The 15,519-nt window shown below is 41.3% G+C and carries 13 protein-coding genes and 1 pseudogene; 5 read left to right on the plus strand and 9 right to left on the minus strand.

Annotated elements, in window-relative coordinates; genetic code table 11:
- Positions 1–9: 9 nt before the first annotated feature.
- The 8 genes from F8R90_RS16225 to F8R90_RS16260 form a co-directional block, all read right to left on the minus strand.
- Complete coding sequence (locus tag F8R90_RS16225) at positions 10–1,017, minus strand: glycosyltransferase family 2 protein (RefSeq protein WP_196511606.1); 1,008 nt, start codon at positions 1,015–1,017, stop codon at positions 10–12.
- 180 nt (positions 1,018–1,197) lie between these two features.
- Positions 1,198–1,743, minus strand: a complete 546-nt coding sequence (locus F8R90_RS16230; RefSeq protein WP_331000669.1) for a methyltransferase C-terminal domain-containing protein — start codon at positions 1,741–1,743, stop codon at positions 1,198–1,200.
- Positions 1,744–1,811: 68 nt separating this feature from the next.
- On the minus strand, positions 1,812–2,840 hold the full coding sequence (locus F8R90_RS16235; RefSeq protein WP_196511607.1) for an NAD-dependent epimerase/dehydratase family protein: 1,029 nt from the start codon (positions 2,838–2,840) through the stop codon (positions 1,812–1,814).
- 467 nt (positions 2,841–3,307) lie between these two features.
- Positions 3,308–4,522 (minus strand): L-2-hydroxyglutarate oxidase, encoded by a 1,215-nt coding sequence (gene lhgO / locus F8R90_RS16240; RefSeq protein ID WP_196511608.1) that lies wholly within the window; start codon positions 4,520–4,522, stop codon positions 3,308–3,310.
- Between the two features lie 95 nt (positions 4,523–4,617).
- Positions 4,618–5,391 (minus strand): glucose-1-phosphate cytidylyltransferase, encoded by a 774-nt coding sequence (rfbF, locus tag F8R90_RS16245; protein WP_196511609.1) that lies wholly within the window; start codon positions 5,389–5,391, stop codon positions 4,618–4,620.
- A gap of 328 nt (positions 5,392–5,719) precedes the next feature.
- Complete coding sequence (locus tag F8R90_RS16250) at positions 5,720–7,888, minus strand: tetratricopeptide repeat protein (RefSeq protein ID WP_196511610.1); 2,169 nt, start codon at positions 7,886–7,888, stop codon at positions 5,720–5,722.
- 56 nt (positions 7,889–7,944) lie between these two features.
- Complete coding sequence (locus tag F8R90_RS16255) at positions 7,945–8,727, minus strand: PP2C family serine/threonine-protein phosphatase (protein WP_190894051.1); 783 nt, start codon at positions 8,725–8,727, stop codon at positions 7,945–7,947.
- A gap of 50 nt (positions 8,728–8,777) precedes the next feature.
- Positions 8,778–9,452: a vWA domain-containing protein gene (locus F8R90_RS16260; RefSeq protein WP_190894050.1), complete on the minus strand. Its 675-nt coding sequence runs from the start codon at positions 9,450–9,452 to the stop codon at positions 8,778–8,780.
- A gap of 739 nt (positions 9,453–10,191) precedes the next feature.
- Between F8R90_RS16260 and F8R90_RS16265 the strand changes: the two genes are divergently transcribed.
- The 5 genes from F8R90_RS16265 to F8R90_RS16285 all read left to right on the plus strand — a co-directional run bounded on the left by F8R90_RS16265 (position 10,192) and on the right by F8R90_RS16285 (position 15,209).
- Positions 10,192–11,598 (plus strand): response regulator, encoded by a 1,407-nt coding sequence (locus tag F8R90_RS16265; RefSeq protein ID WP_196511611.1) that lies wholly within the window; start codon positions 10,192–10,194, stop codon positions 11,596–11,598.
- Between the two features lie 25 nt (positions 11,599–11,623).
- On the plus strand, positions 11,624–11,752 hold the full coding sequence (locus tag F8R90_RS33695; RefSeq protein ID WP_331000668.1) for a type II toxin-antitoxin system VapB family antitoxin: 129 nt from the start codon (positions 11,624–11,626) through the stop codon (positions 11,750–11,752).
- A gap of 98 nt (positions 11,753–11,850) precedes the next feature.
- On the plus strand, positions 11,851–12,162 hold the full coding sequence (locus F8R90_RS16275; protein WP_196511612.1) for a hypothetical protein: 312 nt from the start codon (positions 11,851–11,853) through the stop codon (positions 12,160–12,162).
- 172 nt (positions 12,163–12,334) lie between these two features.
- A complete protein-coding gene (gene pheT, locus F8R90_RS16280) occupies positions 12,335–14,785 on the plus strand; it encodes a phenylalanine--tRNA ligase subunit beta (RefSeq protein WP_196511613.1) in 2,451 nt (816 codons plus the stop codon).
- Positions 14,786–14,939: 154 nt separating this feature from the next.
- Positions 14,940–15,209 carry a YciI family protein gene (locus tag F8R90_RS16285; RefSeq protein ID WP_196511614.1) on the plus strand — a complete coding sequence of 90 codons (270 nt, stop codon included), beginning with the start codon at positions 14,940–14,942 and terminating at the stop codon, positions 15,207–15,209.
- Between the two features lie 120 nt (positions 15,210–15,329).
- Here the strand turns inward: F8R90_RS16285 and F8R90_RS32930 are convergent.
- A pseudogene (locus tag F8R90_RS32930) lies at positions 15,330–15,519 on the minus strand (hypothetical protein); the annotation flags it as partial.

A 15,519-nucleotide genomic window follows, 5' to 3' on the forward strand; every position in this document is an offset into this window, starting at 1 on the left:
TTTAGTAGTCTATGGCTTATAATTCCGCACTTCTTGAGTAGATACTTCACTTGATTCTGCTAACCCGAACTCTTTAGAAACCATTACGTCAAAAGCACACAAGCTGACTAAAGCCAAAAATGGAACTACTGTCTTGATGGCGGACATAGGCCATCTTCTTAAAGCACCTAAGAAAACTCTCAAGTTGACTTCTTTACAGTTCTGCAAAAGCATCCTTCTACAAAACTGCTTAGAATATCCATTCTCTTCCAGTTTCAAAATCACTTCAGGTATGTGTTTGTACTGCATTAACAGTGCAGATTTTGGTTCTTTCTGCCAATAACTCACACCAACAACACATTCTAAATAAGTCTCTTTAGTGACGATTACATTACCATTAGCTGCACAATAACCGGCTAAATATGCTAAAGATATCCAGTTATTCTCAGCACCTGACCAATCTTGTAGAGCACGTTTCACTAAATCAGTGCGGTAGATTGTAGCAGTCAGAAAAATGACTGCACCAACACTTTTTGAAAAACAATGCTCAAATATAGTTTTACCATCACCATCACCATCTTCACTATCTATATCAAACCAGCGGTTACCGACAATTGTCGGTGGATGAACTGGTTCACCAGTAATTTGGTTACGACCGGAAAAGTTGAGAAATAATAATGATAAATCTTCATGTTGCTTGAGTTTGCTAATCACATAAGCAATGGCTCTATCTTGAATGGGGTCATCATCACCAATTGTCCAAACATATTTTGTTGTTGTAGAATTTAGGCAATACATAATATTTTTGACTACGCCTAAATTATTTAAATTTTTATTTGATTTAAATGTGATATTGCTAAGTGTTGCTTGCCATTTTTGGATCACCTCTTGAGTATTATCAGTTGAACAATTATCAGAAACTAAAATTTCACAGTCATCTTCAAAACCTTTAATAGCTTGAGCTAACCAAGTAAGTTGCTTATCTAGAAGCTGGGCACGATTAAATGTAGGAATAGCAATCGTCAGCAGTTTATTCATATTATTAAGTTATGATTTGTATTTAAGAGGGTAATAACAGCAGCTTACTAATTAATAAGCTATTTTAGAAAATATATTTTTTGGATGTTTTTTATTTGTCAGACACTTCAATGTTGACCGTCATCATAATGAAAATATGAAATAGTAATAACAGGGAAACTTCTGGCTTCTAATTAGTAATTACGATGCTATTAAAACCCGATCCGGAATAGGAGATATATAAGTCTTCATTTCAGGAATTGGCACTACAAACTGTCCACCCCACTCGCCAATAAATGCCATTTGTTCTATAATTTCTTCCTTGAGATTCCAAGGTAAAATTAGAACATAATCTGGTTTGGTTTCGCGGATTTTATCTGGTTCTAATATGGGAATATGAGTCTCAGGTAAAAATAAGCCTTGCTTGTAGAGATTGCAATCTACCGTGTAATCGATAAAATCTTTACTAATCCCACGGTAATTGAGCAATGTGTTGCCTTTGGCTGGTGCGCCATAACCAACGATTGATTTCCCTTCTGCTTTTGCACGTAGAAGGAAAGTTAATAGCTTATGCTTGGTTTCTTTGGCTTTTTCTGCAAATGTAATGTAAGTCTCTATCCAATGCAGCCCAGCAGCGATTTCTTTTTCTTTGAGATGTCCAGCTCGGTCGCTGATACTGGGATTATCAGCATGGTCAATCGCCGTAAACTTCCACTCACTAATTGCAAATAATTTGAGAGAGTAAATAAGTCCGAATCAACACTATTTGATTCGGAAGCTTAGTTTATTTTTTTGTTGCTGTTAGGCTAATCTAACTACTTTTTATTCCAGAAAAAATCCTTGTCAATTTGTTCGGTACGAATCAAATACTCTAGTTGTTTTAAGCGGGTAAATCCTCTAAACAAGAAAGTATCTTCAGCCATCTGTATTTGACTGAATAAATCAAATAACTGCCGGGCACCAAGTCGGGCATTCCAATCACACTTAAATCCAGGTAGGATTGTGTTGATTTTCTCGAAAGATACCCGATAGCTGCGGTTATCTGAGCCGTTGTCACCAAAAGATAATTTACAATCTGGGAAAATATCAGCAATAATTTCCGCGATTTCTCTGACGCGATAGTTGTTTGCTGTGTCTCCTACATTGAAGATTTGGTTATGTACAATGTCCCGTGGTGCTTCCAAAGCACAGATTATTGCTTTGCAAATATCCAGTGCGTGGACTAATGGCCGCCAGGGTGTGCCATCACTGGTCATTTTGATTTGTTTGCTAGTCCATGCCAACCCTGCTAAGTTGTTTAAAACAATATCAAAGCGCATCCTAGGAGAAGCACCAAAGGCAGTGGCATTCCGCATAAAGGTGGGAGAGAAGTCATCATCAGCGAGTGGTCTGACATCTCTTTCTACGAGAGTTTTGCATTCTGCGTAGGCTGTTTGGGGATTAATTGGAGATTCTTCTGTGACATCACCTGCGGTAGCAACACCGTAGACGCTGCACGAAGACATATATACAAAACGGCGCACACCCATAGCCTTAGCCAGACTAGCCAGACGAACTGAACCGACATGATTAATTTCGTAAGTAATATTCGGCGCTAATTGTCCGGCTGGGTCGTTGGAGAGTTCCGCCATGTGAACTATTGCTTCAACACCTTCCAAATCATCAGGGGTGATGTTGCGGATATCTTTGTTGAGGGTTTTGGGTGTCACTCCATTAGCGTTGTACAGCCAACCAACTTTATAGAAACCAGTATCTAGACCAATAACTTCATGTCCCCGTTCAATTAACAGAGGCGGTAATAACGAACCAAGATAGCCTTCTGTCCCAGTTACTAATATTTTCATTGCGGTTAATGCCTTTGTATTGATGAGTTAAATTTTTCGTTTAGTAGGGGCGCACAGATTTACGCCCTGAAGGGTGTTGCCATCCAATAGGAACCGCTATATTTTTCGTTTGTATGCAATAACCTGACCTCTCTCCTAAAAGGAGAGAAGCTTTGAATCTTGCTTCCCTTTCGTTTTTCCGCTTCCCTCTCCTCGCAGGAGAGGGTTAGGGAGAAGTAGGGAAGGGGTTGTGGGTTAGGTCTGTATTCGACTCAACCCAGAAGCGCTATAACTCGGCTAACAGTCATTACATAGTTTGCCGACTTACCTATTGGTTAGTAGCACTCTATAGCGGTTCTTAATTGATGCACTACACTTTTTTATTGTGGGATGAGTATCTTGTCCCTTGTATTTTCAGGTAGGCAAAGATGCCCACTATACAAGATTCATCCTTTTATTCAGCAGCCCGGAAGTAATAACTATGCTATCTATGCAGTTACTGCAATATCTAGATGCGAGAGTTGGGGAATTTCTGCCACAAGCGCTTTACCGATTTCTAGAGAAGATGTGGCCGCAGGAGAAGGAGCATTGCAAACATGAATGGAGTTTTGACCGGAAACGATCAAAAAGTCGTCTACAAGCTTGCCATCGTTCATTAAGGCTTGAGCGCGAACTCCTGCATGGGTGGGAACTAAATCTTCTGCTTGGACTTCGGGAATTAGTTTCTGCAAACTTCTGGTGAAGGCTGCTTTACTAAAGGAACGAATGATTTCTTGGATGCCTTCATCAGCGTGTTTGGCTGCTAACTTCCAGAAACCAGGATAGGTGATGACTTCCAGAAAATCCCGTAAGTCAAAGTCGGTTTTTTTGTAACCTTCGCGTTTGAGCGACAAAACTGCGTTTGGCCCTGCATGGACGCTACCATCAATCATCCGGGTAAAGTGAACACCTAGGAAGGGAAAATCTGGATTGGGAACTGGGTAAATTAGTGTCTTGACCAGATAACGTTTTTCTGGGGTGAGTTCGTAGTATTCTCCCCGGAATGGGACGATTTTGGCTTGGGGTTCAACTTGACCTAGTTTGGCGGTGCGATCGCTATGCAATCCCGTACAATTAATTACAAAACGGGTTTCAAAGCTACCCTTGTTTGTTTGCAGTACCTGGTTTTTACTACTTGGAGAGATTTTTAGAACTTTTGTATTGAGGTGTAAATCTCCGCCCTGCTGTTGAATTAGCTGGGCATATTTCAAACAAACTTGCTTGTAATTAACAATACCAGTTGAAAATACCCGAAGTCCACCTACACATTTTACGTGAGGTTCAATTTCCCTGACTTCTTCGGGGCTGATTCTCTTAACTTCTATGCCATTTTCTAAGCCGCGTTTGTAGAGATTTTCTAGGCGTGGTAGCTCTTGCTCTTCAGTTGCAACAATTACCTTACCACAAACTTCGTGCTCAATTCCATGCTCTTGGCAGAATTCTACCATTGAGCGAGAACCATCACGACAAAATTTAGCTTTGAAACTCCCTGGCTTGTAGTAAATACCAGAATGAATTACCCCGCTATTATTGCCAGTTTGGTGAAATGCCCATTGACTCTCTTTTTCTAGTACTAAAATACGAGCATTGGGATAGCGTTTTCCTAAAGCCAACGCTGTAGAGAGTCCAACTATTCCCCCACCTATAATCGCAAAATCATACATTAGTATTATTGTACTTGAAATTACAGTAAATCTATAAAGTCAGGAGTTAATAATTAGAAGTGAGGAGCTTCAACTCATAACTCATAACTCCCTTTCTACCATACCTTCCAAGGGGCTTGAGTGCTTTTCCATAGCCCCTCTAGGTAGTTTTTATCGCGTAAAGTATCCATCGGTTGCCAAAAACCATCATGTTTAAAAGCAGATAGCTGTTCCATATCAGCTAGCTTTTCTAATGGCTCTTGCTCCCACACAGTAGAGTCATCAGAAATCAAATTGATTACTTCTGGTTCTAGCACAAAATAACCGCCATTAATCCAAGCTCCATCACCTTCAGGTTTCTCCCGAAAGCTGGTAATTTTAGTTTGCTCATATCCTAAAGAAATGGCACCAAAACGTCCGGCTGGTTGAACGGCTGTGAGGGTTCCTAAGGTCTTTTGTTCTTTATGAAAGTTAACTAGCTCGGTGATATTAATATTACTGACACCATCACCATAAGTAAAGCAAAAAGTTTCATTACCGAGATGTTCGCTGATTCGCTTTAAGCGCCCGCCTGTCATGGTATTATCACCCGTGTTTACTAAGGTGACACGCCAAGGTTCAGCATAACCAGAATGCACGTTCATCTGGTTAAATCGCATGTCAAAGGTAACATCTGACATGTGTAAGAAGTAGTTAGCAAAATACTCCTTAATTATGTAACCTTTGTAACCGCAACAAATAATGAAGTCATTAATTCCGTGAGCAGAGTAAGTTTTCATTATGTGCCAGAGAATGGGCTTACCACCAATCTCAACCATCGGCTTGGGTCTGATACTAGTTTCTTCACTGAGGCGTGTACCAAGCCCTCCAGCCAAAATCACCGCTTTCATGCAATTACCTCGGAGATTTGTAGGGATATTATTATTTGACTTTATCGACATGAAGAGGATGCACTTAGATAGAGAAAAATTGATTTCTGTTTTCTTTTTCTCCGTCAATAATCTAACTATTATTTTGGGCAAAATTATGAAGGAAATATAAATTAAAATATTTTCTATATAAAAGCTCGATGAATATCTAAAAATAGGAAAATAAATTACTGTATTAAATAAAAATGTTACCAAATAAATAACTAGGGTTAGCTGACGCTAACCCTAGCTAGGCTTGATTTTTGAAATCCAAACCAATAATTATGTAAGTGACAAAACTTACTTGTTTTTAGTTAGTTTTTTCCAAATTACTTGAACTGTGGAATAAAGGGTCACATTTGTTTTCTACTACTACACACATGTTACTGAGTGCTTGCTGATAATTATCCATATCATCTTGCTCAAGAAAGATTTTGGCAGATGCCTGTATATCTTCGACAGCTTTCGTCTGGTTTTTGTTCGATTCACTACCGCCGTATTGTGCTAATTCATAGCGAACCATACCTCGTTTGAGATATGCTTTTGCTAGCTTGGGGCTGATAGTTAATGCTTGGTTAAAGTCAGCGATCGCTTGTTTATATTCTTGCTCATAATTGCTGCTATATTGAGCAATTTGATAATAGACAACGCCCCGCTGAAAATAAGCTTCTGCTTTGGATACATTACGTTTTATGGCTTGAGTAAAATCTGCGATCGCTCTTTTGTAAGCTTGTTGAGATTCACCGCTATATTTAGCCATTTGGCTGCGGACAATCCCCCGTCTGATATAAGCTTCAATTTCATTATTATCAAGACCAATAGCGCGATTATAGTCTGCGATCGCTAGGTTATACTCTAGATCGGGATCGTTACTATATTCGGCAAGCATATAGCGGGCATTACCCCGATTCACCAGAGCTTTAATTTGATTGGGCTTGATTTTGAGAGCTTGGCTATAATCCGCAACTGCTCCTTCGTAGTCTTTGAGGTTATAGCGGGCATTGCCACGATTTACAATCGCTCTGGCATGTGTCGGTACTTGTTCAATTGCTCCGGTAAAGCTGGCAATTGCTTTTTCATAATCTCGGTCTTTGTAAGCAGTATAACCTTGCTGATAGTAATCAGCGAAGCTGAGTTTGTTATTTGTCTGGCGAGACTTCAGCGTTTGTTGAGTGTAAGCATTTTGGGAAACCAACGGCTGGGTAAATTTAATCATTACGTCTGCATATCCCAACAAACCAAAACCTAACAAGCAACAAATAATCGGGTACAACTTTGACTTTTTGGAAGGTTTATAAGATGCACCGCTTGGGGTAATTATTGGCTGCCAATAATTAGCTAAGTGCGGTGACGTGGTTCGCTGTGGAAAATGCGGTGTCTGGGTGTAGCGCTTTTTCGCTTTGATTCGCGGTTGGAGATGTTCTCTAGCTTCTATAGCCCGGTGTGATGGGAAGGGGTCGCGTCCGCCTAATCGCACAGTCCGTTCACACCACGGACAGCTACGCATGTGGTTGTTGTAGCGATGTTGGGGATTTGTCGTGCAGGTAATCAGGGAATCTTCGGCTTCAGCGATTGCTGAGAGCCAAGTCTGAGCACTGGGGCGCAGCTGTGGGTTGTTGTGACCTTCTTCAAAACAACGGACAAATAGTTCTTGGAGGCTGGGATGAAGAATTTCCCAAGGGGGTGCAATTGGTGTAGGAAGGTAGGGTACGTACCGCTTTTGGCTGTAAGTGAAATGACCCGATGCAATGCGGGCTTCATAGGGCGGTGGCTCAATAGCGCCTTGAAAAATCCCCGAAAATGGGTGGGTGCCTTCCATTAAGAGTTGAAATACCAGCACCGCTAACCCAAATAAGTCGTGAGAAATTTCGCGATCGTGCTGGGCAAAAGTTTTATTCTGTAGTTCTGGTGGAGTAAACTCTGGTTTACCCACTGGGCAGCGGTAAACAACATTGCTGTTGGGGTCAAGTACTTGGAAAGAGTCTGTGTCTATCAAAGTCACCAGTGCTGTGTCACTGACGAGGATATTTGACTCGTTCACATCACCAATGCAATATCCACTAGTGTGTAAAGCAGCAAAAGCCGCCGCCAAGTTACGAGCCGTGCGGAGCAGGTACTGATAGTTGAATAGGGGGCAGTGTTGGCGACGGGTTCTGGGGTTGTAAAAGTCGATGATTGGACGCATCCCCTCAATGCGTGGCATCAAAAAGCCCAGGATGCTATTTTTGCCATCTGCCGCCCGTAATAAATCCTCTGGCCAAGCGATAGAGATATGCCCTAAACTCGCCGTCGGGTTTTCTGGCGGGTTGGCAAGCATCGCCTGGAGTTTATCAGCATGGGCAGTGGTTGGCTTGTGGTAAATCTTTGCCACCAAGTTGTTATCAGATGGCACTGCATAAACACAAGCTTCACCCCCACGCCCCAAACTGACATTGAGGCTGAGGATTTCTTTTTTCGGGGAACAACGTAGTACCTGCATAATGAAATTACCGCTAACGGGAGTTATTTAAGATGTGAAACCTGTAGATTTTTTGCTTATGAGTTGTTGAATGCAGCTATAATGAGTGTCAAATCGTCATCAGTGCGTTGTGTAATCCGCTCTGAGCGTAAAAACTTTACCAACTGATCCTTTGCTTCTGTCTTATCCTCGGCATTAGCTACAAATTCAAACAGCGGAAAAAAGAAGGGTTTGTGAGGTTCGCCAACAACCATATTCAAAGCCAGCATTTGTAATCCGTCAGTAATGATGCCAACGTTTACTATGTCTGTGCGCCAGATTCTCATCTGCGCTGTATCTAAGGCAGTAGGAGAAGTTAAAAAAGTGGTTTCGTTGATGTATTCGCCGCTGTCGGGTATAGTAAGTGCGAGGAGATTGCCCATGCCATCTTTTGCCACTGCCAAACCATCACCTATTTGCACCACAGCTACAACTTCTGGTGTGGCGACCATCATAATTAAGGTAGTTGCTAAATCTTGAGGCTGTTTGTCACAAGTAGCCGCCTCCTCCTCCACAGCTTTTTTGGCAGCTAGTATGGCATCATTTAAGAGCGATCGCACATAGGCATCATCAGTCAAAGTTTTTCGGCTAAGTCCTTTGGTGGAAATGTTTTCTATTGCTGTCTCTACAGCAACCATCGCTCCCACTTTCCCAAGGCTAGCAGAACCCGCGCCATCTGCTGCGGCCGCCACTAAAACATTATCTGATAATATCTGCCAGTGATGAGCATCCTGACATAATTGATTGTTTTTTAAGTGACTTGTACCACACACAGACGCAGCCACAATCCGCCATTGAGCAATCTGTTTTGATATGTTCATAGATTTTTTTCCAGCAGCTAGCTGCGTAGACATCAAGCTGCGATTTTTAATTAAACAGTCCCCCAACCAATTGGCGGTAGTGCTACCTGTTCGTCCACCTGCGAATGGGAAACAGCCGACATACTAGTTGATAGCCAGACAAACATCTCGATAAAATTTAATCCTTTGAGCTTCAGAGGGGTACGCACAGTTATTTGATTTAAACGCGTCATGTTCGCATTTTCTACACCTACTGTAAAAAATGCTACCCGCTTATTGGCTTCATCTCCCTGTAGGCGCTGGGATGCTTGCTCTACTACATGTTCTAACTCGCCTTGCGGTTCTCCATCGGTAATCATGAATACCCAAGGACGATAGTAAGCAATCCCATTGGCACGATACTGAGATTTCCGCTCTTGAATTATGTCTAAAGCTTTATGAATTCCTGCACCCATTGTAGTTAAACCCTGGGCTGTCAAAATTGGCGGATTGAATTGATCGGCAGTTACAAAGTCTTGCACTACATTGATATTACTATCAAAAGTGACGATCGCCACTTCCACTCGTCTTGCAGCTAAGGAATTTTTGACTAATTCATCCTTTAAACTTAGTAAACCCTGATTTAAAGCCTCAATTGGGTCTCCTTGCATCGAGCCAGATGTGTCTAGTAAGAGTACACAAGGACAACGTGGTTCTGGATTCTCAGCAAATTCTACTACTTCATCAAGTCTTAATGTATCATGCATAACTTTTTGTGTTATGTTAAAGTCCAAAGCTTTATTTCCCTTTTCTCAGAGTATATAATTCCAGTCGCCGAGACGACTATAGAATATAGTATCTATTGGTAGATGCTCTAATCTTTATTAAACAAATTATTTCCATGAAGTTCTCTATATATTTAAGAAAAACTTGAGTACAGTTTAGTTTAGCAAAAAAGAGTTTATCAAAACCCAGTATTACCTGTTGTAATGTATCTACCAAAAATTTATATCCATTAAACCTACAGTACAATAAATACGTAAACTTTCCTAGATAAGTTTTTAAAGATTTTATGTAGGAGAATCGTTGCTTTACAGAAAAGTTATTAACCATAATTAAGCTCATTGGCTCTAGAAGTATACCAGTGTAACTGCGCGAACTTAGAATCAAATTTGCCTTTTTAAGTGAGTGGGCATAAATAAACGTCATTAGCCAAGAGTTCTCAGTAGTGGGTAAAATCCAGAATTAACCAACATCTAGTGATAATCTAGCTATGATAAGTGTTTGCCTTTATTCATACCCAACTGCTTTTTGTTTGAGATAAATTAAGTAGAATGTGTCAAATGCAACAAAGTAATTATAAAATTTATAATCTTTTATAAAAATACATATTTTAAAATAAATAATTTGTGCGTAGAGAAATATTACAAAAAAAAGAATACTCATAGCTGATATTTTCAATCTACAAATGTTCGGTTGTTGATTCCGTAAAAAAACTTGAAAAATATGAATAACTCAGGTGCATTCACCAAACTACGTCCTCTAAGTTTGTTAAGACAGTTATCCAATTGTTCCGACAGTACTTGTTTAGAAGCATTTAGTAACTCAGTTTCTTGGTCGATTTACTTAGAACAGGGCAAAATAACTTACGCTACCCATTCAGTGGAACCCTTTGATCGATTAGAACGCCATTTGCGTCGTCTCAGCCATCAAATACCGCTGCTTACCAATGATGTTCGTGCTCAAGTACGTCTGATGTTTGAACCCGACTCACACAGTCAATTAATCGAACATGACAGCAATTCGAGAAGCAACCCTCCTGAGTATCAGGCTATATCCTGGCTTATTAGCCAACAACATCTACATTCTACCCAAGCAGCAGTGCTGATTCAAGAATTAGTTAAAGAGGTAATTGAATCATTTTTGCTAATTAGAGAAGGTACTTATGAATTAACAGAACCAGTTAATAGAATGCCAAAAATTTGTCGGCTAGATGTAGAAAAAATTCTAGAACGCTGCCAAGTAAGATTACAAAATTGGCAGGCTTTTGTTCCCCAAATTTCTTCTCAATATCAACGTCCATATCTATTGATTAACAGCAAAATTGAGGAAGAAGATTTACCAAAACTTCAACCAGATTTAACTAATTGGATGAAGGGTTTCAGCCTGTGTCATCTGGCTACCATTTTGAATCAAGATGAAATCCAACTGGCTCGCAATTTATACCCTTACATACTTAAGGGTGCGATTATCTTGCATGAACCTGATCCACCATTTGATAGATTACCAAAGATATTTGAAGAGCGATGTCTACAACGGGCTACGCCTACGCTTTTCTCAAAATTGGTTCTGGGGTTAGTTGACACCAAAGAAAAACTAAGTACCAGCGTCAACTCTTACCCAAATATTTCTGAAGAAAATATAGCTCCTGTTCAGCGATTACCACAGATTTCTGCTCCTCCAAAAGAGAACTTTCAGGAACCAACAATATCAAATAACATAAATCCTGCTTCCCAAAAAGTAACGGCTGCTACTGTAACGCCACAAAAAGTCCACAAAATCGTTTCTGTGGATGATAGCCCCACAATTCTCAAAGAAATTAGCCATTTCTTAGAAAATGAAAATTTCTCTGTAGTGACTATTAACGATCCAGTCAAAGCCGTTTTGTCAATTATAAGGCACAAACCAGACTTAATTTTGTTGGATTTAAACATGCTAGGAATTGATGGTTATGAGTTGTGTCGGATTATACGAAATAATTCCTTATTTCAGAAGACTCCTATCATCTTTGTCACTGGTAATAAAGGGATTGTGGACAAAGTAAAAGCAAAATTAGTTGGGGCATCTGGATATCTCACTAAACCGTTTAGCCGCGCCGAATTACTGAAAATAGTCTTCATGCATTTGACTTAAATTAACCACTCCAATGAGTTTTTTTATGCACATTACTTTATGCGATAATCTACACATGACTACTAATCTAGAAATTGACGACAACCTAATTAAGGAAGCTCTCGAACTTGGTGGTCATCCAACCAAGGATGCTGTTGTTGAAGAGGCATTATGAGAGTATGTACAGCGTCGAAAGCAACTGAAAATTATGGAGCTATTTGGTACGATTGAATACGAAGATGATTATGACTACAAGCAACAGCGCCGCAGTGGATGAAAGTCATTGTTGATACTTCAGTCTGGTCTTTAGCTCTCAGACGCAATTATAAAGTTGACGACTTACCCCATGTTGTCGTGTTGCGAGAATTAATTACTGATGGTCGAGTGGTCAAAGATTTAAGTTGTCCAATAGTATCAGGAAGTTTATCAAAAGAACCAAGACTACTTATACAACCCCGAATTTGTAGTTTTTTAAGATATTTCAACTTGCCGATAGTTTCTGGTAGTTCTTTAAGTTTCCAACAATCACAAATATCTAGATCGCTTAAACTTCTAAGATTGCCTAGACGTACATCGGCTTACTAGGGGCGATCGCAAAAAATGTAAAGATAAAGTAAAAAACCGATATTGTTCTGCCAGTCTAACGTAGTAGGATTGTTCAAGTGAAAGGGTACGCCTTGCGGGACGAGTAGCCATCGATCGCTAGTAGGCACCCTAAAATAAGAGCAAAAGACGATTCCTAAAACAAGCACACTCCATGCGTATTTCTCTAAATTGGCTGCGCGAACTAGTAGAGATAAAACTTAGTCCAGAAGAATTAGCCGAAACCCTGACAATGGCGGGGTTTGAGGTAGAAGATATTGAAGACCGCCGCACTTGGGCAAATGGCGTGGTTATCGGGAAAGTGCTTGAGCGTCAACCCCATCCCAACGCCGATAAATTAAGTGTTTGCCAAGTCGATATCGGCGCAGGTGAGACTTTAAATATTGTCTGTGGTGCTGCCAATGTGAAGGCAGATATCTATGTGCCAGTGGCAACTACGGGTACTTACTTACCCAACATCGATTTAAAAATCAAACCTGCAAAACTGCGTGGTGTCCCATCTCAGGGCATGATTTGTTCTTTAAAGGAACTCGGTTTACCCACCGATGTAGACGGAATTCATATTTTTACCCAGGAAAATTTACCATTGGGTAGTGATGTGCGTCCGTTGTTGGGTTTAGATGATGTAATTTTAGACCTCACCGCAACTGCTAATCGCGCTGATGCTCTGAGTATGGTGGGCATAGCACGGGAAGTAGCAGCTTTAACTGGTGGAAAGTTGAGCATTCCTGAACCAGGTGAAGTCTCTATTCCCAAAAATGCCGGAAATTTAGCTTTAAAAATTGCCGATACCCAAGCTTGTCCTGCATACATCGGTACGGTAATTGAACACGTAAAAATTGCTTCATCTCCTGAATGGCTGCAACAGCGTTTGCGGTCTGCTGGAGTACGTCCCATTAGTAATGTTGTGGATATTACTAACTACGTGTTGTTGGAATGGGGACAACCACTACACGCCTTTGATTGCGATCGCTTAAAATCTGTTGCAAGTAGCGAAAATTTAACCATCGGCGTTCGCTTCGCCACTGCTGGAGAATCTCTCAAAACCCTGGATGGACAAACTCGCACCCTATCAACCCAAAATTTGTTAATTACCGCTAACGAAAAACCCGTTGCACTGGCGGGAGTCATGGGTGGAGAAGAAACAGAAGTCCATGAAGGGACTCAAAGCTTAGTTTTAGAAGCAGCATTATTTGATTCCGTAGCAATTCGCCGTTCTTCCCGGAGTGTTGGTTTAAGAAGTGAGGCTTCTGGGAGATATGAACGGGGAGTTAACCGGGCTGAGTTGGAAATAGCTAATCGCCGCGCCTTATCCTTAATTAGCGAATTAGCTAGTGGAATTCTTGTCCAGCAAGAAATTGCCGACACCCGCCCCGATCCATCTACCTGGAGTCGTTCTATCGCCCTGCGTTTAGACCGAGTTAATCAGATATTGGGGCCAATCGAATTGGAAGAGGACACAGGTGAACTCCAAGAACAAGATGTTGAGCGCATCCTGACTGCATTGGGATGTAAGTTAACTCCTTCAGGAGAAGATAGCAGTCATCAACCCACATGGTCTGTCTCTGTTCCACCTTATCGTTACCGTGACTTAGAACGAGAAATTGACTTAATTGAAGAAATTGCTCGTCTCTATGGTTACAACAAATTCTGCGATACCCTACCAGAAAAAGCGGAAGCTGGCTATCTGCCTTTAGACGAGGAACTGATTCGCAAGATACGAGCTTTCCTCCGGGCTGAAGGGTTAACAGAATTAATCCACTATTCTTTAGTCAAACCAGGAGAAGACAGAGAAATAGTACTGTCAAATCCCTTATTTGCCGAATATTCAGCGCTGCGAAACGATTTGATTGCCGGGTTGATTGATGCCTTTCAATACAATTTAGAGCAAGGTAATGGTGCCCTCAACGGTTTTGAAATCGGGCAAATTTTCTGGCAAGGAGAAGACGGATTGCAAGAGACAGAAGCCCTTGCAGGGATTATGGGAGGCGATCGCACCGTTGGCAAATGGTCAAAAAGTGGGCGCGAACAACCCATCACTTGGTTTGAAGCCAAAGGTATTTTAGAAAGTGTATTTCGGCAACTTGCCTTGCAGGTAGAATTTCAACCCGATCGCCGCGACGAGCGCTTACATCCAGGACGCACCGCTTCCCTATGGATTCGGGGTAACAGACTGGGTATTTTTGGACAACTCCATCCCCAACTGCGACGAGAAAAAGGTTTACCAGATTCCGTTTATGTTTTCCAGTTGGATCTAGATGTGCTTTTAGAATCTTTAGGACAAGACGAAATTCTTGTGCCAACATTCCAGCCCTATTCTACTTATCCAGCTAGCGATCGCGACATCGCCTTTTTCGCACCCGTGAAAATCTCAGTTTCCGAAATTGAAAAAGTAATTAACAAAGCGGGCAAAGATTTGCTCGAATCAGTGGAATTATTTGATGAATATCGCGGCGAAAATGTCCCCGAAGGACAGCGGAGTTTAGCATTCCGCTTAATTTATCGGGCTAGCGATCGCACTCTTACTGAAGCTGAAGTTGAACCAGTACACAATAAAGTCCGCGAAGCTTTAGTGGAAAAATTCGGCGTAAATCTGAGAAGTTAGTTATTGGGCATTGGAAAGAGGACTTGGGGACAAGGAGAATTGGGGACAAGGGGAAAGACTTGTTGCAAGTTCTCACAAGTCACCTTGTCACCTTGTCCCCCTGCTCCCTGCTTCCCCTGCTCCCCACTCATTTTTTATTTGGAATTAATTAGCTATGCCTAAATATGTACTCTGGGGAACTTACTGCGAAGACGTTATTGAAAAACGCGCCCCCCACCGTCAAGCTCACTTAGACGGATTAGCAAAACAAAAAGAATCCGGTGTGCTGATTACCATTGGCCCCACCAAAGATGTCACAAAAGTTTTTGGGATTTATGAAGCCGAAGACGAAGCCACTGTACGCCAGTTAATTGAAAATGACCCCTATTGGAAAAATGGCATCTGGACTGAGTATTCTGTTAAAGAATGGATTCAGGCTTTTTAAATTAAGTATGGAGCATGGGGAATAAGGAATGAGTCTTTAATACTCGCTAACGAGTCTTTGATACTCGCCCACAAGTCTTTGATACTCGTGAACAAGTCTTTAATACTCGCCCACGAGTCTTTAATACTCGTGAACAAGTCTTTGATACTCGCCCACGAGTCTTTGATACTCGTGAATGAGTCTTTGATACTCGCCCACGAGTCTTTGATACTCGCCCAAGAGTCTTTGATACTCGCCCACGAGTCTTTGATACTCGTGAACAAGTCTTTGAACTCCACTCTCCTGCCTCCCCTGCCTCCCCCCCTCATCC

Source organism: Nostoc sp. NZL, from assembly GCF_015714705.1.
Classification (GTDB): Bacteria; Cyanobacteriota; Cyanobacteriia; order Cyanobacteriales; family Nostocaceae; genus Nostoc; species Nostoc foliaceum_A.